This is a genomic window from Aeromonas sp. 604443 (assembly GCF_049170315.1).
Taxonomy (GTDB): Bacteria; Pseudomonadota; Gammaproteobacteria; order Enterobacterales; family Aeromonadaceae; genus Aeromonas; species Aeromonas veronii_A.
The window spans coordinates 78,187-104,294 of the sequence record NZ_JAAKMI010000005.1; the positions used below are offsets into that span (position 1 = coordinate 78,187).

Consider the following 26,108-nt stretch of genomic DNA (forward strand, 5'->3'; position numbering starts at 1 on the left):
TCTCATGGTTATTTGGCACGCCTTCAACGCACTCCCCCACTGGCACCGCAAGATGGTGCTGATCTTGAGCATCATGATCATGATGCTGGCGGCCTGGCCCAGCGAACAGGCAGTAGCAACACGGGTCGATGAAAACGGCAACGAAATTGCCCTGCGGGAACCGGCCAACGACAACGCGCTAAACAACGAGCTGCCAGCCGAGGCCGCCCAGCCCGTTACCCCGCCCAAGCCGCGCTATATCACCAAGCAGGTGAAGGTGCGCCGTGGCGACAACATGGGGGTGATCTTCCAGCGCATTGGCCTGAGCACCACGGATCTGCACCTGATCGACCAGCTCGAGGGCAGCGATCCCCTGCGGATGCTGCAACCGGGGCAGGAGCTCACCTTCAAGCTCACCGAAAACGGCGAGCTGCACAGCCTCTATTACCCCCACAGTCTGGAGCAGGCGCTCAAGGTGAGCCGCAAGGAGGAGACCTTTGTCGCCCGCAACGTCAAGATCGCCCTCGACACCCGCGAACAGGTGAGCAAGGGCGAGATCCGCTCCAGCTTCTGGGGCGCGGCGGTGGATGCGGGGATGACCGAAGATCAGATCATGGACTTGGCCGCCATCTTCGGCTGGGACATCGACTTTGCCCAGGACTTGCAGCCGGGGGACAGCTTCCGGGTGGTCTATGAAGACAAGTTCCGCGACGACGAGCGGGTCGCCTCCGGCGATATTCTGGCCGCCGAGTTCGTCAACCAGGGCACTGCCTACCGCGCCGTGCTCAATGAAGATGGCAACTACTACACCCCGGAAGGCAAAGCCATGCGCAAGAGCTTCCTGCGTGCGCCGGTCAACTTCAAATACATCAGCTCCAACTTCAACCCGCGCCGCCTCCATCCGGTGACCGGCAAGATCCGCCCCCACAACGGCATCGACTATGTGGCGCCGGTGGGCACCCCCATCATGGCGGCGGGCTCAGGCAGCGTGGTGGCCGCCGGTTACAACCAGTTCAACGGCAACTACGTCTTTATCAAGCATGCCGGCAACTATGTGACCAAATACCTGCACCTCTCCAAACGCACCGTCAACAAGGGACAGCGGGTGAAGCAGGGGCAGACCATCGGCACTCTGGGTGGCACCGGTCGCGTCACCGGCCCGCACCTGCACTACGAGTTCGTGGTGGGCGGCATTCACAAGAACCCGCGCACCCTCACCCTGCCGCAGGCAGAGACCCTGAGCGGACGCGAGCTGGCCAACTTCAAAAAGCTGGCGATGCCGCAACTGGCCAAGCTCGACAGCCCCGAGCTGCAGCTGGCCCAGAACAAGCGGGATAGCCGCGGCAACTAAGCCATCAGGGCTGGCGGGGTAGCAGCCCCGCCAGCCCTTTTTATTTTGCCTGCGCATGGCTCGGCGCCATGCTGCATCGGTGTCGGGAAGCGGACTATCCCGACCAGCGAGTGAGGAGAGCCAATGGCTGAACGCTATATCGGATTGATGTCAGGCACCAGCATGGACGGTATTGACGCCGTGCAGGTGGTGATCGACGGGGATCAACTGCGGGTCGAGGCGGCCCTCAGCCACCCCTGGCCCACCGCCCACGAGCTGCATGAGCTCTGTACCCCTAGCGACAACGAGATCGATCGCATGGGGGTGGCCGACAATCTGGTGGCGCGCGAATTTGCCGCCGCCACCCACGCCCTGCTGGCCAAGACGGGCCTCACGCCCGCCGATATTCGCGCCATCGGCAGCCACGGCCAGACCATCCGCCACCGCCCCCAGCTTGGCTTCACCCTGCAGATCGGCAACGCGGCCCTGCTGGCGGCGCTGACCGGCATCGATGTCATCGCCGACTTTCGCACCATGGACATGGCCCTCGGCGGTCAGGGGGCCCCGCTGGTGCCCGCCTTCCATCAGGCCTTCTTTGCCCGCCCCGGTGCATTGCGGGTGGTGCTGAACCTCGGCGGCATCGCCAATATCTCGGTGCTGCCGGGCCATGCCAACGGGGTCTATGGCTTCGATACCGGCCCGGCCAACACCCTGCTCGACGGCTGGTATCGCCGCCATCACCCCAAGGGGACCGGTTACGATGCCGGCGGCCAGTGGGCGGCCAGCGGCAAGCCAATCCCGGCCCTGCTGGAGAAGCTGCTGGCTCACCCCTATTTCGCCGCCCCCGCCCCCAAGAGCACCGGGCGGGAGATGTTCACCCTGGCGTGGCTCGATGGCGAGCTGGCTGGCCACCCCTATGCTGCGGCGGATGTGCAGCGCACTCTGCAGGCGCTCACCTGCCACAGCATCGCCCGCCAGCTGCCTGCCCCGAATGAGGCGCAAACCCGTCCCGAGCTGTTTGTCTGCGGCGGCGGCGCCCATAACGCCCCGCTGCTGAGCGAATTGGCCAGCCTGCTGCCCGGCTGGCGCATCGCCAGCACTGCCGAACTGGGCATTGCGCCCGACTGGATGGAAGGCGCAGCCTTTGCCTGGCTGGCGGAGCGCTTTATCAAGCACAAACCCGGCAACCTGCCCGCCGTCACCGGCGCCAGCCGTCCGGCTGTGCTGGGTGCTCTCTACCCCGCACCCTAGATATCCCCCAGATATGCAAATGACGACAGCCCCGATATGGGGCTGTCGTCATGTCACATCATGAACAGTGGCACTTTGGCCAACACCCGTTGTTACATGGCATTGGTGGACTCAAAAATTTTGTCGGCGGACGCTTCGACAAAGCCCGGATAGAGTACGCCGTCGGCCTGCGGATAGCGCAGAGCAAACTCGTAGAAGCAGCTCGGGATAGTACGCACCCCATCGCTGAACGGCACCTCTGCTTTGTCGGCCATGGTGGAGGATTGCTCCAGCATCACCTGCGGGTCCCCTTTCACCTCGCCACCCACGCTGTTGAGCACGAAACCCGCCGCCTTCAGTGCCGCATTGACCTGATGGATGGTGTCGAAATCCTTCAACTTGTTGATATTGACCGTGAAGTGGTTGGCACGATAGCCCCATGCTGCCATCCATGCCGCGTACTCGCTCTCCGCCAGCAGAGTCTGATAATCGGCATAGGAGACCTGCCAGGGGGCGCCGGTGTAGAGAAATGCCGGGGTATCGGTCAGATGATCGGGCACCTGATCGGCCAGCTTGTGGATGATGGCCTGCGCCGCTGGGGAGAGCTCTTCCACCTTCAGCTCGCTGATAAACACCTTGGGAGCGTCCGGATCCTGATGCTCGAAGTGCTTGGCGTAGAGCTTCTTGGCCTTGAAAACGTACTCGCCCTTCTGCTCGTAACCGAGCGACAGGAAGTGGGCGGCAAGCTTCTCCAGCCCCAGCTTGGGCAGGTTGTAGGTACGAAACGCCACGTGATCGTTGACGATGGGCTCGCCGCCACCCAGCAGGGTGTGCACCTTGAGGGCGCTCGGGGTCACCTTGATGTAGTTGTCCCACAGATGGCTGAACAGGGTGTCGATATCCTTTTGCATCTCTCTTTCCTTTGATTGCGGGTACAGATGGGGGCACCGCTGGATGCCCCGTGTCGTTATTAGAAGCGCAGGCCGGGCGACAGTTGATCCGGCATGGTTGCTTTGCTGTCTTCGACAGAGGCAACCGGATACGCACAGTAGTCAGCAGCGTAGTAGGCGCTTGCCCTGTGGTTGCCGGAAGCGCCGATGCCACCAAACGGCGCGGCACTGGAGGCGCCGGTGATGGGTTTGTTCCAGTTGACGATACCGGCGCGGATCCGCTTGAAGAAGTGGTGCCAGTCCGCCTCCTTGTCCCCCAGCAGACCGGCCGAGAGACCGTAGCGGGTGGCGTTGCCCTGATCGATGGCAGCATCGAAATCATCGTAACGAATGAGTTGCAGCAGCGGGCCGAAGTACTCTTCGTCAGGCAGCGCGCTCACTGAGGTCACGTCGATAATACCCGGGGAGACAAAGCCTGTGCCCGCTTCCAGGTGCTTGAGGGTAAGCAGGCTCTCGCCACCGAGGCGCTGCAGGTTGGCTTGCGCCTCGACCATGCCCAGTGCAGCCTTCTCGCTTATCATCGAGCCCATGAACGGCTGCTCGGCTGCGTTATAGAGGCCGACCTTGATCTGGCTAACCACCTCGACCAGTCGCTTGACCAGCGCATCGCCACGCTCACCGCGCTCGACAAACAGGCGGCGGGAGCAGGTGCAGCGCTGACCCGAGGTGATAAATGCCGACTGGACGATGGCATGCACAGCGCCATCGATGTCGCTCACGTCTTTCACGATCAGCGGGTTGTTGCCGCCCATCTCGAGGGCCAGAATTTTGCCCGGCTGACCGGCAAACTGCTGATGGAGGAAATGACCGGTGCGGGAGGAGCCGGTAAAGAAGAGGCCGTCGATATCGGGGTTGCCAGCCAGCGCCTTGCCAGTCTCGACCTCCCCTTGCACCAGATTGAGCACTCCCTTGGGCAATCCGGCCTCCTGCCACACCTTGACCATGGCTTCGGCCACCATGGGGGTCAGCTCGGAGGGTTTGAACACCACGGCGTTACCCGCGATCAGTGCAGGTACGATATGGCCGTTGGGCAGATGGCCCGGGAAGTTGTAGGGGCCGAACACCACCACCACGCCGTGGGGCTTGTGACGGACAAACGCCTTGGCGCCCGGCATGGCATTTTCAACGGTGCCAGTGCGCTCGTCATGGGCGCGGATGGAGATGGCGATCTTGCCCTGCATGGCGGCCACTTCGGTGCGGGTCTCCCACAGCGGTTTGCCGGTTTCGCGGGCGATGGTCAGCGCCAGCGCCTCTTTCTGCTCGCCCAGCAGGTCGGCATAGCGACGCACTATGGTAAGACGATCCTCAAGGCTCATGTCCGCCCAATGGTAGAAAGCAGCGCGAGCAGCCTTGACGGCGGCATCCACTTGCGCTGCGCTGGCGGCCTCCCCTTGCCAGATCACCTGATTCTTGGCCGGGTCCTTTGACTCGAACGGCTTGCCTTCACCGGCAAGCCATTTACCGTCGATAAATTGTACTGACTGGCTCATCCATTCACTCCCTGTCGCTGGCAGACAGCCTCGGCTGCCTGTCTGATAATCGGTTTGCTTGTCCTGTCTGTCTCAGTCGAGGTCAACCACCCGCACCATGTCGCCATCCTGCACCTTGAGTGCCGCCGCCATCTTCGGCGGAATGATGGCTTCGTGCTTGTCGAGATCGACCCGGATATTGCCGTAGCAGGCGCGGTAATGCTCGAAACGGCTGTTGCAGATAAGATGGGTCTTGCCACCGATGGGCTCGCCCACCAGCACCCGCAGCTTCTTGCTGCGGCGCACGCTACGGATATTCTTCACGTCGCACTCGACGGTGGGGCCCGCATCGAAAATATCGACGTAGCCACGGTTCACGAAGCCCTCATCCTGCAGCATCTTGATGGCCGGTCGGGTCTTCTCGTGGGTCTGGCCAATGACGGCTCGCGCCTCTTTGCTCAGCAAATTGACGTAGATGGGGTACTTGGGCATCAGTTCGGCGATAAAGCGCTTCTTGCCGATGCCGGTCAGATAGTCGACGGTGGGAAAATCCATCGAGAAGAAATGGGTTTGTAGCCACTCGTAGAAGGGGCTGTGACCGTTGGCATCGGAGACGCCGCGCATTTCGGCGAAGACGGTCTCGTCAAACAGCTCGGGGTGCTCGGCCATAAACAGAAAGCGGTGCTTGGAGAGCAAGCGACCATTGAGCCCCTCGCGGGCACATTCGCGCAAGAACAAGGTGCAGAGCTCGGAGTTGCCGGTGTAGTCGTTGGAGAGAGTCAGGGTTTCAACGACGTTGTAGATACCGAGCTTGGGTGATGAGTGCACCACCTTGCCGATGTGATAGTTGTAAAACGGCTGGGAGAGACCCACTGCGGCATCGATAGCGCAGGTGCCCACCATCTCACCGGTCTCTAAATCCTCGGCCACGAAAAAGTAGAGGCAATCCCCCTTGCCGGCGGGCTTGTCGGAAAAAGTCTGGGTAGAGGCATCGATCTTGCGCTGCAGCAGTTCATCGTTGACGGGCAACGAGGTCATGCCGGTGCCGGACTCGATGGCGCAGGTCTTGAGCCCGGCAAAATCTTTTTGCTCGATGGGACGGATAACCAACATAAATGACAACTCCCTTTCATTGACGACAGGTGGGGTCCCGGCTCCTGCCGGGAGAGCTCCCCACCTCAATTTGGAATCAGGCGTTAACCACCTGGGCAACCGCCTTCTCGAAGCGGGCCAGCCCTTCCTTGATGTCCGCTTCCGGGATCACCAGTGAAGGGGCAAAACGAACCACGTTGGTACCAGCCACCAGTGCCATCAGCCCTTGGTCGATGGAGGCCAGCAGGAAGTCGCGGGAACGCCCCTTGAAGTCCTCGCTCAGAGCGGCGCCCAGCAACAGCCCCTTGCCACGCACTTCGCTAAAACAGTGGTATTTGGCGTTTATCGCCTCAAGCCCATCTCGGAACAGCTGTTCGCGCCGCTTGACCCCGTCCAGTACCTCGGGAGTATTGATCACGTCGATCACCGCTTCCGCCACCGCACAGGCCAGCGGGTTGCCGCCGTAAGTAGAGCCGTGAGAGCCCACTTTCAGGTAAGAGGCGATTTCGTTGGTAGTCAGCATGGCGCCAATAGGGAAACCGCCCCCCAGCGCCTTGGCGCTGGTGAGGATGTCCGGCGTGACGCCCAGCCCCATATAGGCATAGAGATCACCGGTCCGGCCGACGCCGGACTGCACTTCGTCATACACCAGCAGGGCATTGTGTTTGTCGCACAGCTCGCGCACCCCTTTGGCAAACTCGTCGGTAGGACGAATGATGCCCCCCTCCCCCTGCAGCGGCTCCATCACCACGGCGCAGGTGTTGTCGGAGATCACCTCGGCCAGCGCCGCCAGATCGTTGTAGGGAACATGAGTAATGTCACCGGGCTTGGGACCGAAGCCATCTGAGTAGGCAGCCTGGCCACCGACGCTGACGGTAAAGAAGGTACGACCGTGGAAGCCCTGATTGAAGGCGATGATCTGGGTTTTCTGCTCGCCAAACTTCTCGATGGCGTAGCGGCGAGCCAGCTTGAGAGCGGCTTCGTTCGCTTCGGCGCCGGAGTTGCAGAAGTAGACCTTGTCGGCAAAGGTGGCGGCGACCAGCTTCCTGGCCAGACGCAGGGCCGGCTCGTTGGTCATCACATTGGAGAGGTGCCACAGCTTCTCGCCCTGGGTTTTCAGGGCCTCGACCAGCTTGGGATGACAGTGACCCAAACCATTGACGGCGATGCCACCGGCGAAGTCGACATACTCGCGCCCTTCCTGATCCCAGACACGTGACCCTTCACCACGCACCGGGATGATCTTGGCGGGCGCATAGTTGGGAACCATCACTTCATCAAACACTTCACGTGTCACTGCCAACAACTCTGACATATAGCTCTCCTTCGATTCGGCGACAGAATAATCCACCGCCCAAAAGTTAAATCTGTGTAAACGTGACGGGATTATCACAGAAATAAAGTAAAAAGTCTGTAACAAGACGGCCTATAAGGAACAATGTTCGATTGCTCTTGAGATTTTAGGCAACCGCATTGCATAACGACTCAGGGGGGCTTGGCAAGAGATAATTTGGGCAGGAGAGGGGGTGAATAAAGTGTCAGGGAAATTTTTTTTGCCTTCTCTCGAACTTGAGAAGGCGATCACAACTTTTTATGAACGCGCCAGAAAGTTGGCCAGCAACTGATGGCCCTGCTCGCTCAAAATGCTCTCCGGATGGAACTGAACACCCTCGACAGGGAGTGTCTTGTGGCGCAGCCCCATGATCTCGTCAAACGAGCCATCGGCATGCTCGCTCCAGGCGGTGATGTCGAAGCAGTCGGGCAGCGTGTCGCGCTCCACCACCAGCGAGTGGTAACGAGTCACCCTCAGCGGGTTGTTGAGCCCCTTGAACACCCCCTCATTGCGATGGCGGATGAGTGAGGTTTTGCCGTGCATTACCTGACGGGCACGCACTACGCGGGCGCCGAAGGCCTGCGCCAGCGACTGATGACCGAGACAGACGCCGAGAATGGGCAGCTTGCCAGCGAAGTGGCTGATGGCGTCGAGAGAGATCCCCGCCTCATTGGGCGTACAGGGACCGGGAGAGATCACCAGAAAACAGGGGGAGAGCTGCGCTATGGTATCAAGCGTCAGTTCATCATTGCGCTTGACCACAACCTCTTGTCCCAGGGCGCCGAAATATTGCACCAGGTTCCAGGTAAAAGAGTCGTAGTTATCGATCAACAACAGCATGAGATAACCAACAGCGGAGAATTAACGATCGAGATAACGACCCTGTTCCATTTCCCGTTCACGCTGACACTCGGCCAGATAGATGGCGGCAGCAACGGCAGGGGTTTTATGGTGCTTGTCGATGGCATTGGAGACCATCAACTGCAGGGTATTGAGGTTTTTCGCCTTGCGAAATTTACGTAGCCAGTGACCTTTGTCACTCAGCTCTTCAGCAGAAATAGTTGGTTGAACAGGCATGCTTTCTCTTGGGGATATTACCCAGGTTGAAATAAAGAAATTAAACAAAATAGCTAGGCAGAAAATAAAGAAAGCCAGGCAAATACCCAGCTCTCTTCTACTACACCTTCCCAGTATGTCAGGCTCGAGGAACGAAGCCGACTACATCATATACGCTGGTCAGGGTTTTTTCAGCTCTTTCGCGCGCCTTTTGTGCTCCTTCTGCCAGAATCGCAATCAGATGGGCCTCATCCTGACGCAACTCGTGGAAACGAGCCTGGATCGGTTCCAGCAGCGCAACCACGGCTTCGGCGGTCTCGGTCTTGAGGTGACCATACATCTTGCCTTCGAAGTGCTGCTCCAGCTCGGGGATGGAGCGGCCAGTCACGCCGGACATCAGGGTCAGCAGGTTGGAGACACCCGGTTTGTTTTCCGGGTCGAAACGCACCACCGCCGGCTCGTCGGAGTCAGTCACCGCACGCTTGATCTTCTTGACGATCTGCTTGGGATCTTCCAGCAGGCCGATGAAGTTGGCCTCGTTGTCATCCGACTTGGACATCTTCTTGGTCGGATCCTGCAGGCTCATCACCCGCGCCCCTTCGGTCGGAATGAAGGGCTCCGGCATGGTGAACACTTCACCATAGAGGTTGTTGAAACGGGTACAGATGTCGCGGGTCAGCTCCAGATGCTGCTTCTGGTCGTTGCCGACCGGCACCTGATTGGCCTGATAGAGCAGGATATCGGCTGCCATAAGCACCGGATAACCGAACAGGCCGACGTTGACGTTGTTCTCGAAACGGGCGGACTTGTCCTTGAACTGGGTCATGCGCGACAACTCACCCATCTGGGTATAGCAGTTGAGGATCCAGCCCAGCTCGGCGTGCTGCGGCACGTGAGACTGGATGAAGACAGTGCTCTTCTTGGGATCGATACCGACCGCTAGATAGAGGGCGGCTGCGTCCAGACAAGCCTTGCGCAGGGCAGCCGGGTCCTGACGAGTGGTGATGGCGTGCAGGTCGACGATGCAGTAGAGGCAGTCGAACTCATCCTGCATGTTGACCCACTGACGCAGGGCCCCCATGTAGTTGCCGATGGTCAGTTGACCGGAGGGTTGCGCCCCGCTCAATACGATTGGTTTAGTCATGAGAGTGTTAATCCTTGTTATTCAGCCAGCCCAGCTGCGCTATTAGACCAAAAGTGCATCGAGCTGGGCAAACTGCTCGAATACCCAGTCTGGATGGGAGTCGGCAATGGGGCGGCCATAGTTGTAACCGTAGGTCAGGCCCACCACCTTCATGCCGGCCGCCTTGGCCGCCAGCACGTCATTTTCGGAGTCGCCCACCATTAGAGTGCGAGCCGGGCTCACCCCCAACTCCTGGCAAGCGTGCAGCAATGGCTCCGGGCTCGGCTTCTTGACTGGCACGCAGTTGCCGCCAAGCCAAAGTTCGAAACAATCGCTGATGCCAAGGGCATCGAGGATGGGTGCCACGAAATCACTCGGCTTGTTGGTGACGATCGCCTGCTTGTAACCCAGGGTTTGCAGGCGACGCAGACTCTGGGCAACCCCGTCATACATAGCCAGCCCTTGCAGCAGGCAGGCGTTGTAGTGCTGGAAAAAGATCGGTCTGGCCTTGGCAAACAACTCGGGATCGGCCTCGCGATAGGCGAGCGCCCGCTGGATCAGCTTGTCGGCTCCGTTGCCGACCCAGGTACGGATCACCGCTTCATCAGCCTGCGCCAGACCGAGGTCTGCCAGAGTCAGATTGACTGCCAGCGCCAGCTGGGCGGCGCTGTCAATCAGGGTGCCGTCCAGATCGAACAGCACCAAATCAAATGCGCGCTCAGCGTGTGACATGAGCCAGCTCCGCACGCATCTTGTCGATCACCGCCTTGTAGTCAGGCTGGCTGAAAATGGCCGAGCCGGCGACAAACATGTCGGCGCCCGCTTCGGCGATCTCGCGAATGTTGTCGACCTTCACCCCACCATCGATCTCGAGGCGGATATCGCGGCCGCTCTCGTCGATCAGACGACGCACCTGACGCAGCTTGTCGAGGGTGCCGGGAATGAAGCTCTGGCCACCGAAGCCCGGGTTGACCGACATCAGCAGGATCACATCCAGCTTGTCCATCACATACTCGAGGCAGGAGAGCGAGGTAGCAGGATTCAGCACCAGACCCGCCTGGCAGCCCATCTCCTTGATGAGGCCCAAAGAGCGATCAACGTGATCGGACGCTTCCGGATGGAAGGTGATGAGGGAAGCACCCGCCTTGGCAAAATCGGGAATGATGCGATCCACCGGCTTGACCATCAGGTGCACGTCGATGGGGGCCTCGATACCGTAGTCACGCAGCGCCTGACAGACCATGGGGCCAATGGTCAGGTTGGGGACATAGTGGTTGTCCATCACGTCGAAGTGAACCACGTCGGCACCGGCAGCCAGTACCTTGGCTACATCGTCACCCAGACGGGCAAAATCGGCAGAGAGGATCGAGGGGGCAATCAGAAAGTCTTTCATCAGCATCATCCATTGGCAGCCAGGGAGAAAAAGCGGCGCAATTTTAACGTAAAAGGCGGGCGAAAACGACTCGAATGCGGGGGAAATGGGGCAATCGCCTCCCCTCCCCCTGCCACCCGGGTTTTGGGGCATCGGCACGGGCGCGGACTCGCCCATAAAAAACGGCGCCCCTGGGCGCCGCATGGTCTGTTACGTCAGTGGCAGCAGTTCACTGTCGCTGGGATAGTAGCCCTGCTCCGGTTCGATTCCGGGCGGATAGAGCGCCAACAACTCGGCCACCTTGTTGCGGGTGCCGCCGTTGCGGCTGATGGTGCGCTTGACCAGGATTTCATCGAGGCGGGCACCGCGATAAAGCTCACGAGTCAGCTCGATATCGTGGTTACTAATCAGCACCGGCACCCCTTTGTGAGCCGCTGTGTGGCGGGCCAGTCGCGCCAGGATCGCCTGATCATCCAGGGTAAACCCACCGGAGGCATAGGTGGTGAAGCTCGCCGTAGTGGAGAGCGGCGCATAGGGTGGATCACAGTAGATAACCCAATCCTCTTCGGCACGCTTGATGGCGTCGGCGTAGCTCTCGCAGATAAAGGTCGCCTTCTGCGCCTTTTCGGCAAAGGCCCACAGCTCTTTTTCCGGGAAATAGGGTTTCTTGTAGGAACCGAACGGCACGTTGAAGCCGCCCTTCTTGTTGTAGCGGCACAATCCATTGAAACCGTGACGGTTGAGAAACAGGAACAAGAGTGCCCGCTCGAAGGTGGTCTCGGTCTGATTGAACTGGGTACGCAGCCGATAATAGGCCGCCTTGTGGTTGTGCTCTGCCACAAACAGCTTGCGCGCCTCGGCAATGAAACTGTCCGGCGTCAGCTTGAGGTGGTTGTACAGGCAGATCAGATCCGGATTGATGTCGTTGAGCACATACGCGTCGTAGTCGGTGTTGAGAAACACAGACCCGGCCCCGACGAAGGGCTCCAGCAACACACGCCCGGCCGGCAGGCGCTCGGCAATCTCTTCAACCAGGGAGTATTTTCCCCCGGCCCATTTTAAAAAAGCGCGTGTTTTTTTCATGGAAATCCGGTGTGTAAGAAGGCAAGACCCAAAAAGGGGGACGATTCTACCCCCTTATCCGGTATCAAGGCTATTGCTTCAGCTCTTTTTGTACCTGTGCAAACGACTTGGGCCAGGGCTGGCCTTTCAGCAAGGCTGGCGGAAGCTTGCGAATGGCACTCTTGGCCTGGGTCAGACCGGCATAATCCCCTTGCAGCACCACGAACCAGGGGCTGCCACGGAATTTGGTCTGATAGACCCATACCTTGCCCGCCAGACCATGCTCGGCGACAAATTGATCCACCGCCTTGGTGTTGCTCGCCCCCATCAGCTGAACGCTGTAGTGGTTGCGCGGCTTCTTGTTCAAGGTGGCGACCGGTGTCAGGGCCACTTTGGGTGCAGGCGCGGCAACCGGCTCGTTGCTGGCTGTTTTGGTGGTGGCCGCAGGCGTTGCGGTTGTCGCCGGATTCAGTGCTTTGGAGGTACTGGCTGGCGCCGTGGTTGCGATTGCACCACTGGGGGCTGTGCCACTCGGGTTCTTGCCGGTCAGCTCGTCCACCACGTCAGTAGGCAGTGCGCCGCTCACCTTGGGTTCGGTCATCAGCTTTTGCACGACCTCGTCAGAGATCACCACCCGACGCCCTTCGTAATTGGTTGATTCGGTGGTCACGGTTTCGCTCTCCACCGACTTGGGCAACACTTTCGCCTCCGGCTGCCAATCTTTCACAACCCCATTGGGATTGCTTGCTGCATCGCTGTTTTGCGCGCCTTGTGCAGCGGTATCGGTATTCGAACCGCCTGCGGTGAGGGGATCGCCTCCCGTTACCGGGATCGGCAATGCCGTGTTCTGCGCAGGATCCTGCAGTGCCGGTTTGCTTTCATTGTCAAACAGCGCAGGCAGCAGGTAGCTCAGCGCCAGCAGGCCGCCAGCGACCAGCGCGATAGCGGTGGCAATCTTCTTGACGGGCAACTCCGCCTGACGCTTCTTGGGCCTTCTGTCGGTCATGATATCCTCCAGTAACTGCATGATGGTGGACGGATGTCCATTCGCCGTTTTCAGGATCTCCTCCACTTGCGGCTTGGGCAAGAGGGTCGCGGGGATCTTGAGCTCTTTGGCTTTTTCATACAAGAAGATGCGCTGCTCGGGCGGGCTCAGGGGCGGCACTTCCAGCTCAAGGGCTGGCATGGCACGCCCTTTGAGCTGCGGCCGTTGGGTACGACACCAGACGTCAGTGCCCGAGACAATAATGGCCAGCTGATGGGGCGCCGCCAGAGTATCGTTATGACGGATGATCGCCCACAACTCTCCCAACATCTCGGCCGGCAACTGATCGGCCCGCTCTATCAGCAGCAGCAGAGTGGCAGGCTTGCTCCCCTCCAGCATGCGAAAGAAGCTCTCCGCCAGCGCATCCTGTGGATTGAACAGCGGGCGCGCCACCACCTGTGGCAGCAACAGCTGGCGCACATCCACCATCTTCATGGCAGGCGTACCGATCAGGCTTACCACCCGCACTTTTTCCGGCAACACGCCGAGCAGGGATTCGCACAGGGTACCGCGACCACAACCGGGTTTACCGGAGAGAAAAATGAAAGGGTGATTGAATTCGATCAGATGCAGCAGCCGGTCAACCAGCTGCCGCTGGGAAGGAAGTTTTAGCAGTTTATTCGTCACGACCAGACTCGATCACCGCCAGCAACTCGGCATCGGACACGTCCCCGACCACCTGCGCATGGCCGATACCAACCGGCAACACCAGACGCAGCTTGCCTTCCAGCACCTTCTTGTCACGGCGCATATGGCGAATAAAGGCGGCGAAATCCATCTCGGCAGGCGCATGAATGGGCAGATTGGCGGCCAGCAGCAGGGCGCGCACTCGCGCAACGTCCGCTTCGCTCATATCGCCACGGGCCTGCGCAGTCCAGGCAGCCAGCATGGTGCCAGCGGACACTGCTTCACCATGCAGCCAGTTGCCATAACCCTGCTCGGCCTCGATAGCATGACCAAAGGTGTGACCCAGATTGAGCAACGCACGGACGCCGTGCTCGGTCTCATCCTGACCGACCACATCGGCTTTGATCTCGCAGCAGCGTTTGATGGCGTAGGCCAGCGCGGCAGATTCCAGCTGTTGCAGACGCACCATGTTCTGCTCCAGCCAACTGAAGAAATCAGCATCCCAAATGATGCCGTACTTGATCACCTCGGCCATCCCTGCGGCAAATTCGCGGGCTGGCAAGGTACTCAGACATTCGGTATCGATAACAACTTGTTTGGGCTGATAAAAAGCCCCAATCATGTTCTTGCCGAGGGGGTGGTTGACCGCGGTTTTACCGCCAACAGAGGAGTCAACCTGGGAGAGCAGAGTGGTCGGGATCTGGATAAAAGGAATGCCACGTTGATAGCTTGCTGCCGCAAAGCCCACCACATCCCCGATCACGCCGCCCCCCAGAGCGATCAGCGTCGTATCGCGCCCATGGTTGGTTTCAAGCAGAGCAGACATGATCTGCTCAAAAGTCGCCAGGTTCTTGTACGCCTCGCCGTCAGGCAGGATCAGGTGTTCAACCTGAAAACCCGACAGCAGAGCGGTTACCCGTTCAAGATAAAGCGGAGCAACGACCGTGTTGGTCACTATCATCACCCGCTTGCCCTTGATGGTCGATACCAGCGCCTCGGGGCGCTGCAACAACCCTGCAGCTATCTCGATGGGATAGCTGCGTTCACCCAGTTCGACCTTCAACCGTTCCATGGACGTCCTCTAGATTACATACCGATCAGCTTTACAATTTGATTGGCAACGATTTTTGCGCTCTGGTCATCGGTGTGCACAACAAAGTCGGCAACCTCTTCATACAGGGCATTGCGCTCTTGTGCCAGACGTTCCAGCACTTCGCGTGCCGGTTCTTCGGTCTGTAGCAGAGGGCGGCGTTTGTCTCGCTGTGTGCGCGCCAGCTGCTTTTCGATAGTGGTTTCGAGGTAGACCACGATGCCACGAGCAGACAACTTGTTGCGGGTTTCCCGGCTCTTGATGGCTCCACCACCGGTTGCCAGCACGATACCCTGCTGCTCAGACAATTCGCTGATCACCTTCTCTTCGCGAATACGGAAACCCTCTTCGCCTTCAACATCAAACACCCAGCCGATATCAGCACCACTGCGGCGCTCAATCTCATGATCTGAGTCGAAAAACTCCATATGCAGTTGTTCTGCCAGATGTCTACCTATGGTGCTCTTGCCCGCACCCATGGGACCTATCAGGAAAATATTGCGTTTCTCAGCCATGTTTTTTCGTTAGTAATTACAAACTGTACGACCCCGATAAATACTGGATCGGGGTACCTATGAACCTTATCTTGCGATGGATCAGGAGGGGGATTATCTCAATAGATATCGGGACTGGCAACCGCAGCCCTTACGCCCCAGCCTCATTGGGGCGTAAGGTTATATGTGTTTTACCTTCACATGTAAAGCCTTCAGAAGGCGTCGGTGACTATCTTGGGGGTCACGAAAATAAGCAGTTCACGCTTTTTGTTCTCGCTGGTGGTCTTGCGGAACAGGGCGCCCAATCCGGGGATATCACCCAGCAAGGGCACCTTGGTCACATCGCTTTTGATAGTCTGCTGATAGATGCCGCCCAGCACCAGTGTCTCGCCATTGTTAACCAGTACCTGCGTCGTGATGGACTGGGCGTTGATGGAGACTGCATCACCGGTACCGGTCGGTACGGTTTCGCCCTTGGTATCCTGGGTCACGGTCAGGTCGAGGATCACCCGGTTGTCAGGGGTGATCTGCGGCGTGACTTTCAAGCTCAGTACCGCCTTCTTGAAGGTGACCGAGGTTGCACCACTGGAAGAGGACTCCACATAGGGGATCTCGGTACCCTGTTCGATCAACGCCGGTTTCTGGTTCGCAGTGGTCACCCGCGGACTGGCGATAATCTCGGCCTTGCTCTCTTTTTCCAGCGCAGACAATTCAAGGTCAAGCAGGGTTCCATCGGCCAGACGGGCAACCTGGAATGCCAAGGTACCGGCAGCATTGGTCACCGGCAGATTGACGTTCATCCGATTATCGACCGAGGGTCTGGTAATCGTTGAACTACCGTCGTTATTACCGGACGAATCATTCCCTTCAATAGAGCCTGAAGTGCTGTTGCCGTGACCATCGTTCTTGGTCACTCCCCAACGTACCCCGAGCGCTTCATCGAAACCGTCATCGATGGTCACCATACGCGCTTCGATCACCACCTGCTTGACCGGGATATCCAGAATATCCAGCATCCGCTTGATACTGCTGATAACCTCAGCCGTATCCTTCACAACCAGCACGTTGGTCCGTTCATCCACACTCACCGCGCCACGTGGCGATAGCAACTTGGTACTCTCGGATGAGAGCAGAGCAGCCACTTCGGATGCTTTTGCATAGTTGATCTGCATATATTCGGTATATAACTGGGCCAAATCAGCCACCTGATTCCGGCTCTCCAGCTGCTGTTTCTCCCGTGCCGCAATCTCTTCAGCCGGAGCAACCAGCAGGATGTTGTTATCAAGCCGCTTATCCAGACCGCGCACTTTTAAAATGATGTCGAGCGCCTGCTCCCAGGGCACGCCATCCAGACGTAGTGTCAGATTGCCTGCCACAGAATCGGTAGTAACCAGATTGAGGTTGTTGAAGTCAGCGATAAGCTGCAACACGGTTCTAACCGGGATATCCTGGAAGTTCAATGAGATGGGCTTGCCCTGATACTGCTTTGAAGACGCAGATGCCGCCGTGCGTTTTTTCACTTCGATAATGAACAGTTTATCAGCCTGATCGTAACGGTAATCAAACTGGCCATTAACCGACAGCTCAAACAGGGTATCGTTGCCCTGCCGGGACACCTCAACCTGAGAGACCGGTGTCGCAAAATCCTGCACATTGATCAGATTAAGCAAACCATCAGGCACGCGAGTACCATGAAACTTGGCCAGCACAGTTTGACCGCGGCTGCTCACATCGACGGCAGCCGAGCTGTTGTCAAGTGTGACCAGAAACTCCCCCTGACCATCCTTGCCACGACGAAAATCCACCCCGGTCACCGAGTTGAAATAGGCTCCACTGCCACTATTTTGATAGCTGCCGAGCAGTGGTTTGCTGGCAGCAGGCGTCGCAACAGGAGGGGTTACCGGTGCAACAGGCATTGACTTGGCAACAACCTGAGAATTGAGCAGTGCCGAAGGAGCTGGAGTGGCCACCATGGCTGAGGAAGCCGTTGCGGCTGGTGCAATCAGGGCGCTTTCGCCATTAATCAGAGCTGATGAGGTCCCTTCACCAAGGGAAACCAGCAATTTGTTACCCTGTTGCTGCACCTGATAGGGAGCCAGCTGATCGAGAGCAATCTTGATATCAAGGCCAGCTCCCTTCCCTTCCACCTTGATGTTGTCTACTCCCTGACGCTGAATAGGCAGCGGGTTCACCTTGAGTGCACCCACAGCACCGGGGACATGCAGCAGGAGCTGGTTAGGTTTATAGGAGAGACGATCGGTAAAGCCACTCACAGGCTCGCTGAAGCTGAGCTCCAGTTGCAACTGGTCTGCCAGCAATGGATTAACTTTTATCTCTTGCAAGGTTGCCACTGCCCACGCCTGACCAAAGGCACTGGCGCAAAACAGCAAAGCCACTTTTGTTACACTGTCTATGGTTGTTCTCATTGCTGTTCGTCCCTGATTATTGTTTTTCTTGCATATTGGCCATCGCCAACTGGGTTTCTCTTGTTACCCAGCACCCCTTCCCGTCCGGAATGGTTTCCAGTAAATCCACTGCCGTAGGAGTAATCTTGATGACTCTACCCTGATCGAGCCCCATATACTGGTTGAGCCCGACCCGTATTGATTTTCCATCAGGTGTGCTGATCAGGGCCCACAACTGCCCGGCCTTTCCCAAGGAGCCGTGCATTGACAAGCTGGCGAGAGAGTAGTTTTCCAATACCTCTTTTTCTCTGTCCATCATAACCTGTGCGCAATCAGGCTTCACCTGGGCACTATTCGCGCGCCCGACACTTGCTTCTGGTTGCGGCATCATGAAGGGACTACGCAGATCGCGTTGTTGATAGTGCATGGGGGAAAACGGCTTCAACTGGGGTAAGGGTTCAATAGGTACAGGGGGTCTTGCCTTTGTTTCGGCAATATAGGAATCCATCTCCTCCTGACCACCACAGGCCGTCAGCAAGAGGGCAGGTAACAACCAGCAGATGCGTCTCATTGTTTCTGCTCCACTGTTTTACCGTTGTACTTGTAGGTTTTGGCCAGCATCGACATAGCAATCAGGTCTCCCTCATCCTTGCTCTGACTCAAGGTAAAGGAGTCGAGTATGACGATACGAGGCAGGGCTGCCATATCTGCCGTAAACTTGCCGATCTGATGATAATTACCTACTACCTCGATCCGCATGGGCAATTCGGTAGAAAACTCGTGCTTGACCTCAGGTTCCCAGTTGATGCGATTGAGTTTCAAGCCATTATCGGTGGCAATAAAACTGATATCGTCCAGCAAACCGGCGACCTCATGGGTATTGGGCAACTGCTTGAGCTGGGTATCGACCAGTTGCTCGAGCTGGATCATTTGTGCCTTGTAGGCGCCCAAATTGGCTGCCAGCATCGCCTTGCTTTCAAACTGGCCTTTAAGCTCCGTCTCTCTGGCGCTCTCTTTGGTCAGATTGCCTAAGGAATTGGCAATCACGTAGTAATAAATAGCGCCACCAGTCAACACACAGCACAGCAGGATAAAGACAGCTTTCGCCCATTTTGGCCAGCTCGCGATGTCATTCAGATCAAGCTCGTTGAGTTGCTGAAGGTTCATTTGCTCTCCTTGGCCATATCCCCGGCAGCCGCGGTATTATTGGCAATCAGGAACATCATCGAGAATTGACTCAACGATACCGGCGCGACCTCCGCTGCAAAAATGGTGCTTATTTTCGACTGTCCCAGCCAGCCGGAACCATCGATTCGACGCATCATGCTGGCAACTCGACCATAAGCTTCTGTCTTGCCGTTGACATCGATAATATTGTTCTGCAACGAGAGGGTATTGAGGTAAACCCCATTGGGTACCAGAGAGGGCAACTGGTTGAAAAGACGAACGGGCACATTTCGACGCATTTGGAGATGTTCGATGAGTTGCATCCGATCGATCAGCTCCTTGCGACGTTCTTTAAGCAGGCGGATTTCTCCCAGTTGTGCATCCAGGATGGTCATCTCCTGAACCAGACGCTGATTACGCTGCTGCTGGGCGGCAATCTGACGCTCGACCAGCCAGTTGGCAAAGAGGCTCAGTGCGACAGTGACCAACACGAAAAGCCCGAGCAGGGCACCAAACTGTTTCTTTTGCCGCTGAGCACGAGCCTCGCGCCAAGGGAGAAGGTTTATATTTGACATGGTGTAAAACTCCTCAGAGCCAACCCGAATGCCGTCATATATTTAGCGCCATGTACCAGCTCGGCCTCTCCTTTCGGTTTGCCAAACAGGGCGAACAGATCCGGGTGCAACACCTCGCAATTGACCTCTTCTTTTACCTGTACCAACAAACCGGGTAGCAGACTGCCTCCCCCCGTCAGCACCAGTTTTGCGATGTCGCGATAACCGGATGAACTGCAAAACAGCTGGATATTGCGCCGCACTTGCTGCAGCAGCGAGTTGATGTGGGGCATCAGCACATCCAGCTCATGGTCAACAGGCAAGGTACCTTTGGTTTTAGCCTGCTCAGCCTCATCCAGCGTCATGCCATAAAAGGAGGAGAGCGCCTGGCTGTACTGATCGCCGCCGAAGTTTTGCAAGCGGGAGTAGATCACCTCTCCCTTGACCAGCGCCGCGAAGGTCATGGCACTGGCACCGATGTCGATCACCCCGATCGGTCGCTCACTCTCCTGCAACTCGGGCAAACAGGCCACAACGGCCCGCCCCAAGGCATGGGCTCCCACATCCACTACCTTGACGGCAATGCCAGCCTCAGCGAGAGCGCTGACCCGGCCATTGACGCTCTCAGTACGGGCTGCGCTCAACAGGACATCCTGACGATCTTCACTGGCGCTGGTGTCCAGCACCTCAAAATCGAGGCTGACTTCATCGAGGGGAAAGGGAATTATCTGTTCGGCCTCCAGCTGCACCTGACTCTCCAGCTCCTTGTCACCAAGGCGAGCATCAATCTGGATGACCTTGGTGATCACATTGGAACCAGTCACCGCTGTCGCGGCATAATCGCTGTGGCCAGAGATAAGGCGCTTGAGGGTTTTCAAAGATGGGCTGACCCGCTCGATATCCTGTAGCTGGTAATCAACCAGCGTACCTTTCGGGGTGGCGACCTCGGCAACAGATTCAATATGAAGCTTGCCGGGACGACCAGTGAGGGTAACGGCCTTGATGGTCTGGCTACCGAAATCAATGCCCACCAGGGGGAGGAGGGATCCCTTATTAAATAGCCCAAACATATACACATCCATGCGTTATTGGGTTTTATACCTGAATTGAGTGTAGGACACTCTAATCAGATGAGAGCTTGATCCATCCTAAATGCTCTAACTATCAATGTCATAAAGTTTATACCGAAAAGTGACCCACCTCGCTTTCTTGAGATAAAGGGAGGCACCTTGGTTATTGCTCACTGTAGTGCTAACCTCTCGCATCCTGTCGATGGGTGACTTGCCACAGGAAAACCTCGAATTCCAGATGGCAAAAGGGCTATACTCTGCGCCCGTTGGCTAAATTTAAGACGATTGGTAGTTCTTCCATGCTGAAATGGCTCGTTCGCCTGTTTATTGTCATGATGCTGGGTGCTGTGCTGGGTGTTGCCAGCCTCATCGGTATCTACTTCTATATCAAACCCCAACTGCCCGATGTCACCGCACTGCGTGATGTCAAACTGGCAACCCCGATGAGGGTCTACAGCCGAGATGGGGAATTGATCGCCCAATATGGTGAAATCCGTCGCATTCCGTTGCGCTTGGATGAAATCCCCCAACCAATGATCGATGCCGTACTGGCAACCGAAGATGCCCGCTTCTACGAGCACCCCGGCATTGACCCCATCGGCATCATTCGCGCCGCCTCCGTCTGGGCCGTATCAGGTCATGCCCGTCAGGGTGCCAGCACCATTACCCAGCAGGTTGCACGCAACTTCTTCCTGAGCAATGAGAAAACCATCATCCGCAAGATAAAGGAGGTCTTCCTGGCCTGGCGGATCGAGCAGAATCTCTCAAAAGACGAGATCCTCGAACTGTACCTCAACAAGATCCCTCTCGGTTATCGCTCCTTCGGGATCGGTGCTGCGGCTCAGGTTTATTTTGGTAAAGAGGTTAAGGATCTGGGGCTGGACGAGATCGCCATCATTGCAGGTCTGCCCAAAGCCCCCTCCATGCTCAACCCCATCCGATCCCCCGAGCGCGCCTTTGCGCGCCGCAACGTTGTGCTTGGTCGGATGCTGGAGACCGGCAAGATCACCCAGGCCCAGTTTGACGAAGCGTCCAAAATGCCGATCAAGGCCCGTTTTCACGGCGCCGAAGTGACCCTGCACGCTCCCTATCTGGGTGAAATGGTACGCCAGAAGATGGTAGAGCAGTTTGGTGAAGATGCCTACACCATGGGCCTGCACGTCTACACTACCGTCTCTGCCGAACGCCAAAGGGCCGCCAGACAGGCTCTGCTGGATGGCGTCTTTGCCTACGATATGCGTCACGGCTATCGTGGCCCGACGGCCCAGTTGTGGAAGGCAGGCGAAACAGCTTGGGATTACGAGCAGATCGTGGCCCACCTTGGCAAGCAACCCACTTATGATCCGCTGATGGCGGCCGTAGTTACCAAGCTCGGTGACCGTAGCGCCACACTGGTACTTAAAAATGGCAAGGAAGCAGAGCTGGGCTGGAACGGCATTAAATGGGCTCGCTCCTTTATTACCGACGACCGCCAAAGCTATGCCCCGAAATCGGCACGCGATGTACTGAAAGTCGGCGCCCAGATCTGGGTGCGGGAAGAGGGCGAAGAGTTGCTGCTGGCCCAAATCCCGGACGTCAACGCCGCGCTGGTTGCCATGAACCCGAAAAATGGCGCGCTGGAAGCAGTAGTTGGCGGCTTCAGCTTCGAACTATCCAAATTCAACCGGGTCGATCAGGCGCGTCGCCAGATCGGTTCAAATATCAAGCCTTTCCTCTATGCGACCGCGCTGGAGCACGGCTATACCCTGGCGTCGCTCATCAACGATGCGCCAATCAACCAGTGGGATCCGTCAAAAGGGCCCATGTGGCAGCCCAAGAACTCCCCGGCCGTTTATGATGGCCCCACCCCGCTGCGTCTGGGTTTGGCCAAGTCCAAGAACGTGATGTCGGTTCGACTGATGCGCGCCATCGGTCTGGATACCTATATCGACGGTCTGACACGCTTTGGCTTCCCCCGCGACTTCATCTCGCCCCATGAGTCACTGGCGCTGGGCGCAGCCGAATTTACCCCCCTCGAGGTGGTGCGTGGTTACTCGGTACTGGCCAACGGTGGCTTCCTGGTGACCCCATACTTCATCGACAAAGTCACCGACAGCCTGGAGAACACCCTCTATCAGGCCAATCCTGCCATTGCCTGCAACAATTGCGAACAGCAGACGGCGTCCGAGCAGAGCACACTGCCGGAGCCAACTGTTGATGGCGCAGCACAAGATGGCACGCAGACCCCTCTCGCGCCAACCATCGCCCCGCATACCATCAGTGCCCAGAGCGCGTTCCTGATCACCGACACCTTGAGCACAGCCATCTGGGGTGGCAACGGCTGGCGTGGTACCGGCTGGCGTGCAGCCCGTGACCTGAAACGTCACGATATCTCCGGCAAAACCGGTACCACCAACGAATCGCGGGATGCCTGGTTCTCCGGCTATACCCCGGACATCGTAGCTACTTCCTGGATCGGTTTTGACAACCACCAGCGTGGCCTTGGCCGTGCCGAGTTTGGTGGTGGCGCTGCACAGCCTATCTGGATCGACTTCATGAAAGTCGCCCTCAAAAAGCAGCCGGAGCACAAGATGCCGGTTCCCGAAGGGATCATGACGGTGAAGATTGACAGCGAAACCGGACTGCTGGCGACCAGTGGCGGAACCGACGAATACTTCAAGGAAGGGACCGAGCCGACCCGTTACGCCGCGCCCAGTTCGGACGGCAATCAGGTCTACGGTGGCGACAACCCCGATGTGGAAGGGCCTGTCTCTACCGACGATATCTTCTAAGCTGCTCTCGCGGCAGCAACAAAACCGGCAGCCTTGGCTGCCGGTTTTTTTATTGGGCCAACTGCTTGCTCATCAGCGTGGAGATCGAGGCGGCCAGCTCGTTGAAACAGGGGCGACGTACCGAGTAGTGGCGATAGAGCAGCGAGATGGTACGACCCGGCACAGGGTCAACCACAGGACGATAGCTCACCCCTCCCTCATCATGATCGGCGGGTACGGCCAGCTTTGGCACCAGGGTCATGCCGCTACCGGCGGCCACCATGTTGCGCAGCGTCTCGAGACTAGTCCCCTTGAAGCGTTGATCCTCACCTATCCCGCCAGCGAAACAGAAGCCCATCGCCTGATCCCGCAAACAGTGGCCATCGGCCAGCATCAGCAATTTCTTGCCCTTGAGATTGCCGAGTGGCACTTGTCTGGCCTGTGCTTCGGGGTGATGGCAAGGCACCGCCAACCACATCGGCTCATGATAGAGCTGGATTGAACCAAACCCCTCCATCCCAGGCATCTCGGCCAGAATGACGCAATCCAGCTCCCCCTCTTCCAGCCGTTTGAGCAGGGTTTGGGTCTGCTCCTCATAGAGATAGAACTCCAGCTGGGGAAAACGCTCACGCAGGGTCTGGATAATGCGGGGCAACAGGTAGGGGCCCACGGTCGGAATAAAACCGATATGGATCTCCCCTGACATCGGCTCGGAGAAGTGCTGACCGATGCTCTTGAGCTCGCGCACCTCCTTGAGCACCCGACGCGCCTGATGGGCCATGGCATCGCCAGCCGGAGTAAACAGCACCTTGCGCGAGGTACGTTCGATCAGAATGACCCCGAGTTCATCTTCCAGCTTGCGCAGCTGGCCGCTCAGGGTGGGTTGACTGACAAAGCAGCGTTCAGCGGCTTTGCGAAAATGTTTTTCCTCATCCAGCGCCACCAGATATTCGAGATCGCGAAGATTCATACAGCAAGAGTCCTGCCTGGAAAATGGGCCATCAGCATGCACAATATCGTCCGGCGGGACAAGTCATCCACTTGCAGTGAGCCTCTCTGGCTGCCCCTCCAAAACAGAAAAGCCCGATCACCTCGCGGTAATCAGGCTGTTTGACTCGCCGATGGATTACACCCTGAAACGGCGCACCATATCCTGCAGTTGGGTAGCCAGGTGGTTCAACTCGTTGCACGCCTGAGCCATCTGGGTGGCACCGGCGGCCACCTCTTCGGAAGCATGACTGATATTGACCACGTTACGGTTGAGCTCCTCGCTCACCGCGCCCTGCTCTTCGGTGGCCGTTGCAATCTGGATGTTCATGTGGGAGATGCTGCTGACCGAGCCACTGATCTGGGAGATAGACTCGCCCGCTTCCCGCGCGGTAGCTACCGTGGTGTTCATCAGCTCCTGACTCTGTTGCATGGTACTGCCCGCCTGTTCGGCACGCTGCTGCAACTCGGCAATGATGGTATTGATCTGGGAGGTGGAGTCCTGGGTTCGTTTGGCCAGAGTACGCACCTCATCAGCCACCACCGCAAAACCCCGTCCCTGCTCACCGGCCCGGGCCGCTTCAATCGCCGCGTTCAATGCCAGCAGGTTGGTCTGTTCGGCAATGCCGCGGATCACCTCCAGCACCATGCCGATATTGCGGCTATCATCGCCCAGTTGGCGGATCACCACTGCAGTGCTCTCGATGGCCCCCGCCACCCGCTCGATGCGCAAAATAGAGTCATTAACAGTCTTGGCCCCAATCTCTGCTGTTTCGCTGGCCGAGGTGGCGGCACTGGCGGCATCGCTGGTGTTGCGAGAAACCTCCTGAACCGTAGCCTGCATCTCGTTCATCGCGGTTGCCAGCTGATTAAGTTCATGCTGCTGGGCACTCATGTTGGCCGCTGACTGCCTTGCTACCGAGCTCATCTCTTCGGTGGCCGAACTCAGTTGCACCACTGAGCCCGAGACTTCACTGACCAGGGTACGCAAATTGGTCTGCATCTCGCCAAACCCTTTGGCAAGAGTCCCCAGTTCATCATTGTTGAACTGTTGCATATCGATGCGGGAGGTAAGATCACCGGAGGAGACACGGCGGGTCTGCTCCAGCAGGGCCATCACCGGATTGCGGATCTGGGCGGTCAACAGCCAGGCAATCACCACCACAAAAGCCAGCGTCACCAGGCTGACAATAATGCTCATGGTTCTGGCATTGCTATACATGGCCGCAATGTCTTTCACCATCTCATCGGCAATCTCGTTATTGATCTCCCGCAAACGATAAGACTTGGCACCAACCTCTTCCAATGCGGCACGAGTCTCGTTTTTGCGCAGACTTCTGACTTTATCCAGATCGCCAGCAGCAAAGGCATTTAACAGCTGGTCATGTACCGAAAAATACTTGGCCCCCGCCGCAACCACCTGCTCATAAACCTGCTTCTCTTCACCAGTAGTGAAAGGTAAAGCACCATATTTTTGGGCTGCTTGCTCAAATTCCTGCTTGGCCTTATTGAAGGTCAGGGTGCGATCGCTTACCTCTTGCTCATCCTTGTTCAGGCCACCGATGACCTGGGCCAACTCTGAACGACGCGCATCCAGCACGGCAACATGCATCTGGCTCGCCAGACGAGTAGAAGGCAGTAAATTACCCGTGATGGTTTCGGTATCACCATAGAGCTTTGCCAGCTGGCTGATTGAAAACCAGGCCAAGCCCAGTACCAACAAGGCCAGGATGGCAAATCCGGCACTCAGTTTCTGGCCGATGGACATGTTTTTGAACATATAAGGGCTTCCTTGAAATGAGTCTTCACTCCCGCAACATCCACCGGGAATGGTCATATAGAGCATAGCCTGCACCCGGAAAACAGAAGGATTTCATACCGTTTCTGTGATTGTTTGCCTATCGGCCCTGGACACCTTTCCTG

General features: G+C 57.6%; 23 protein-coding genes. 3 read left to right on the forward strand and 20 right to left on the reverse strand.

All coding sequences use genetic code 11. From position 1 onward, the window contains the following. The first annotated feature begins 4 nt into the window (after positions 1–4). Positions 5–1,330 (forward strand): peptidoglycan DD-metalloendopeptidase family protein, encoded by a 1,326-nt coding sequence (locus tag G5380_RS09340; protein WP_216953070.1) that lies wholly within the window; start codon positions 5–7, stop codon positions 1,328–1,330. A 123-nt stretch (positions 1,331–1,453) separates the two neighbouring features. Further along, positions 1,454–2,560: an anhydro-N-acetylmuramic acid kinase gene (locus tag G5380_RS09345; RefSeq protein ID WP_421352680.1), complete on the forward strand. Its 1,107-nt coding sequence runs from the start codon at positions 1,454–1,456 to the stop codon at positions 2,558–2,560. Positions 2,561–2,652: 92 nt separating this feature from the next. Here the strand turns inward: G5380_RS09345 and G5380_RS09350 are convergent, their stop codons facing one another. From G5380_RS09350 to tapM, 18 genes are all read right to left on the reverse strand, one after another. Beyond that, positions 2,653–3,450, reverse strand: a complete 798-nt coding sequence (locus G5380_RS09350; RefSeq protein WP_421352681.1) for a DUF1338 domain-containing protein — start codon at positions 3,448–3,450, stop codon at positions 2,653–2,655. 59 nt (positions 3,451–3,509) lie between these two features. Beyond that, entirely contained in the window at positions 3,510–4,979 is a 1,470-nt protein-coding gene (astD, locus tag G5380_RS09355) for a succinylglutamate-semialdehyde dehydrogenase (RefSeq protein ID WP_421352682.1), read from the reverse strand. Positions 4,980–5,051: 72 nt separating this feature from the next. Beyond that, a complete protein-coding gene (astA, locus tag G5380_RS09360) occupies positions 5,052–6,071 on the reverse strand; it encodes an arginine N-succinyltransferase (RefSeq protein ID WP_005334994.1) in 1,020 nt (339 codons plus the stop codon). A 76-nt stretch (positions 6,072–6,147) separates the two neighbouring features. Then, positions 6,148–7,365 (reverse strand): aspartate aminotransferase family protein, encoded by a 1,218-nt coding sequence (locus G5380_RS09365; RefSeq protein WP_421352683.1) that lies wholly within the window; start codon positions 7,363–7,365, stop codon positions 6,148–6,150. Positions 7,366–7,641: 276 nt separating this feature from the next. After that, positions 7,642–8,223, reverse strand: coding sequence for an aminodeoxychorismate synthase component II (locus G5380_RS09370; protein ID WP_421352684.1), 582 nt, complete (start codon positions 8,221–8,223; stop codon positions 7,642–7,644). Between the two features lie 21 nt (positions 8,224–8,244). Continuing rightward, positions 8,245–8,460, reverse strand: a complete 216-nt coding sequence (locus G5380_RS09375) for a hypothetical protein (protein WP_005334997.1) — start codon at positions 8,458–8,460, stop codon at positions 8,245–8,247. 118 nt (positions 8,461–8,578) lie between these two features. Next, a complete protein-coding gene (gene trpS, locus G5380_RS09380) occupies positions 8,579–9,583 on the reverse strand; it encodes a tryptophan--tRNA ligase (protein WP_005362251.1) in 1,005 nt (334 codons plus the stop codon). Positions 9,584–9,625: 42 nt separating this feature from the next. Next, the gene (locus G5380_RS09385; RefSeq protein WP_139494141.1) at positions 9,626–10,294 is read right to left on the reverse strand and encodes a phosphoglycolate phosphatase; all 669 of its coding nucleotides are present in this window, start codon (positions 10,292–10,294) and stop codon (positions 9,626–9,628) included. Next, positions 10,281–10,955 (reverse strand): ribulose-phosphate 3-epimerase, encoded by a 675-nt coding sequence (gene rpe, locus G5380_RS09390; RefSeq protein WP_005335006.1) that lies wholly within the window; start codon positions 10,953–10,955, stop codon positions 10,281–10,283. The genes G5380_RS09385 and rpe overlap by 14 nt, the downstream gene beginning before the upstream one ends. 189 nt (positions 10,956–11,144) lie before the next feature. Beyond that, positions 11,145–12,017 (reverse strand): Dam family site-specific DNA-(adenine-N6)-methyltransferase, encoded by an 873-nt coding sequence (locus tag G5380_RS09395; RefSeq protein ID WP_005335008.1) that lies wholly within the window; start codon positions 12,015–12,017, stop codon positions 11,145–11,147. A 70-nt stretch (positions 12,018–12,087) separates the two neighbouring features. Next, the gene (locus G5380_RS09400; RefSeq protein WP_421352685.1) at positions 12,088–13,668 is read right to left on the reverse strand and encodes an SPOR domain-containing protein; all 1,581 of its coding nucleotides are present in this window, start codon (positions 13,666–13,668) and stop codon (positions 12,088–12,090) included. After that, positions 13,658–14,740: a 3-dehydroquinate synthase gene (gene aroB, locus G5380_RS09405; protein WP_371178343.1), complete on the reverse strand. Its 1,083-nt coding sequence runs from the start codon at positions 14,738–14,740 to the stop codon at positions 13,658–13,660. The genes G5380_RS09400 and aroB overlap by 11 nt, the downstream gene beginning before the upstream one ends. Positions 14,741–14,754: 14 nt before the next feature. Then, the gene (aroK, locus tag G5380_RS09410) at positions 14,755–15,273 is read right to left on the reverse strand and encodes a shikimate kinase AroK (RefSeq protein WP_266134309.1); all 519 of its coding nucleotides are present in this window, start codon (positions 15,271–15,273) and stop codon (positions 14,755–14,757) included. A 191-nt stretch (positions 15,274–15,464) separates the two neighbouring features. Next, a complete protein-coding gene (locus G5380_RS09415; protein WP_421255651.1) occupies positions 15,465–17,678 on the reverse strand; it encodes a type IV pilus secretin PilQ in 2,214 nt (737 codons plus the stop codon). A gap of 16 nt (positions 17,679–17,694) precedes the next feature. Next, positions 17,695–18,228, reverse strand: coding sequence for a pilus assembly protein PilP (locus tag G5380_RS09420; protein ID WP_216953060.1), 534 nt, complete (start codon positions 18,226–18,228; stop codon positions 17,695–17,697). Then, entirely contained in the window at positions 18,225–18,824 is a 600-nt protein-coding gene (tapO, locus tag G5380_RS09425; RefSeq protein ID WP_216953059.1) for a PilO family type IV pilus biogenesis protein TapO, read from the reverse strand. Before tapO ends, G5380_RS09420 begins: the two co-directional genes overlap by 4 nt. After that, positions 18,821–19,399: a PilN family type IV pilus biogenesis protein TapN gene (gene tapN / locus G5380_RS09430; RefSeq protein WP_216953058.1), complete on the reverse strand. Its 579-nt coding sequence runs from the start codon at positions 19,397–19,399 to the stop codon at positions 18,821–18,823. Before tapN ends, tapO begins: the two co-directional genes overlap by 4 nt. After that, a complete protein-coding gene (tapM, locus tag G5380_RS09435) occupies positions 19,387–20,448 on the reverse strand; it encodes a PilM family type IVa pilus assembly protein TapM (protein WP_323137627.1) in 1,062 nt (353 codons plus the stop codon). Before tapM ends, tapN begins: the two co-directional genes overlap by 13 nt. Before the next feature lie 299 nt (positions 20,449–20,747). On the opposite strand from tapM, the gene G5380_RS09440 reads away from it, so the two are divergent. Beyond that, positions 20,748–23,219, forward strand: coding sequence for a penicillin-binding protein 1A (locus G5380_RS09440; protein ID WP_257687016.1), 2,472 nt, complete (start codon positions 20,748–20,750; stop codon positions 23,217–23,219). A gap of 49 nt (positions 23,220–23,268) precedes the next feature. Here G5380_RS09440 and oxyR read toward each other — a convergent pair whose 3' ends face one another. Then, positions 23,269–24,168: a DNA-binding transcriptional regulator OxyR gene (oxyR, locus tag G5380_RS09445; protein ID WP_257687017.1), complete on the reverse strand. Its 900-nt coding sequence runs from the start codon at positions 24,166–24,168 to the stop codon at positions 23,269–23,271. A gap of 156 nt (positions 24,169–24,324) precedes the next feature. Then, on the reverse strand, positions 24,325–25,965 hold the full coding sequence (locus tag G5380_RS09450; protein ID WP_216953054.1) for a methyl-accepting chemotaxis protein: 1,641 nt from the start codon (positions 25,963–25,965) through the stop codon (positions 24,325–24,327). Positions 25,966–26,108 lie beyond the last annotated feature (143 nt).

Coding starts and splice junctions, on each gene's coding strand:
- G5380_RS09450 (WP_216953054.1), bottom strand. CDS start 25,965: ATGTTCAAAAACATGTCCATCGGCCAGAAACTGAGTGCCGGATTTGCC.
- G5380_RS09345 (WP_421352680.1), top strand. CDS start 1,454: ATGGCTGAACGCTATATCGGATTGATGTCAGGCACCAGCATGGACGGT.
- G5380_RS09395 (WP_005335008.1), bottom strand. CDS start 12,017: ATGAAAAAAACACGCGCTTTTTTAAAATGGGCCGGGGGAAAATACTCC.
- astD (WP_421352682.1), bottom strand. CDS start 4,979: ATGAGCCAGTCAGTACAATTTATCGACGGTAAATGGCTTGCCGGTGAA.
- aroK (WP_266134309.1), bottom strand. CDS start 15,273: ATGGCTGAGAAACGCAATATTTTCCTGATAGGTCCCATGGGTGCGGGC.
- G5380_RS09415 (WP_421255651.1), bottom strand. CDS start 17,678: ATGAGAACAACCATAGACAGTGTAACAAAAGTGGCTTTGCTGTTTTGC.
- G5380_RS09440 (WP_257687016.1), top strand. CDS start 20,748: ATGCTGAAATGGCTCGTTCGCCTGTTTATTGTCATGATGCTGGGTGCT.
- G5380_RS09365 (WP_421352683.1), bottom strand. CDS start 7,365: ATGTCAGAGTTGTTGGCAGTGACACGTGAAGTGTTTGATGAAGTGATG.
- G5380_RS09350 (WP_421352681.1), bottom strand. CDS start 3,450: ATGCAAAAGGATATCGACACCCTGTTCAGCCATCTGTGGGACAACTAC.
- G5380_RS09340 (WP_216953070.1), top strand. CDS start 5: ATGGTTATTTGGCACGCCTTCAACGCACTCCCCCACTGGCACCGCAAG.
- G5380_RS09420 (WP_216953060.1), bottom strand. CDS start 18,228: ATGAGACGCATCTGCTGGTTGTTACCTGCCCTCTTGCTGACGGCCTGT.
- G5380_RS09385 (WP_139494141.1), bottom strand. CDS start 10,294: ATGTCACACGCTGAGCGCGCATTTGATTTGGTGCTGTTCGATCTGGAC.
- aroB (WP_371178343.1), bottom strand. CDS start 14,740: ATGGAACGGTTGAAGGTCGAACTGGGTGAACGCAGCTATCCCATCGAG.
- trpS (WP_005362251.1), bottom strand. CDS start 9,583: ATGACTAAACCAATCGTATTGAGCGGGGCGCAACCCTCCGGTCAACTG.
- tapO (WP_216953059.1), bottom strand. CDS start 18,824: ATGAACCTTCAGCAACTCAACGAGCTTGATCTGAATGACATCGCGAGC.
- oxyR (WP_257687017.1), bottom strand. CDS start 24,168: ATGAATCTTCGCGATCTCGAATATCTGGTGGCGCTGGATGAGGAAAAA.
- astA (WP_005334994.1), bottom strand. CDS start 6,071: ATGTTGGTTATCCGTCCCATCGAGCAAAAAGATTTTGCCGGGCTCAAG.
- G5380_RS09375 (WP_005334997.1), bottom strand. CDS start 8,460: ATGCCTGTTCAACCAACTATTTCTGCTGAAGAGCTGAGTGACAAAGGT.
- tapN (WP_216953058.1), bottom strand. CDS start 19,399: ATGTCAAATATAAACCTTCTCCCTTGGCGCGAGGCTCGTGCTCAGCGG.
- G5380_RS09370 (WP_421352684.1), bottom strand. CDS start 8,223: ATGCTGTTGTTGATCGATAACTACGACTCTTTTACCTGGAACCTGGTG.
- tapM (WP_323137627.1), bottom strand. CDS start 20,448: ATGTTTGGGCTATTTAATAAGGGATCCCTCCTCCCCCTGGTGGGCATT.
- rpe (WP_005335006.1), bottom strand. CDS start 10,955: ATGAAAGACTTTCTGATTGCCCCCTCGATCCTCTCTGCCGATTTTGCC.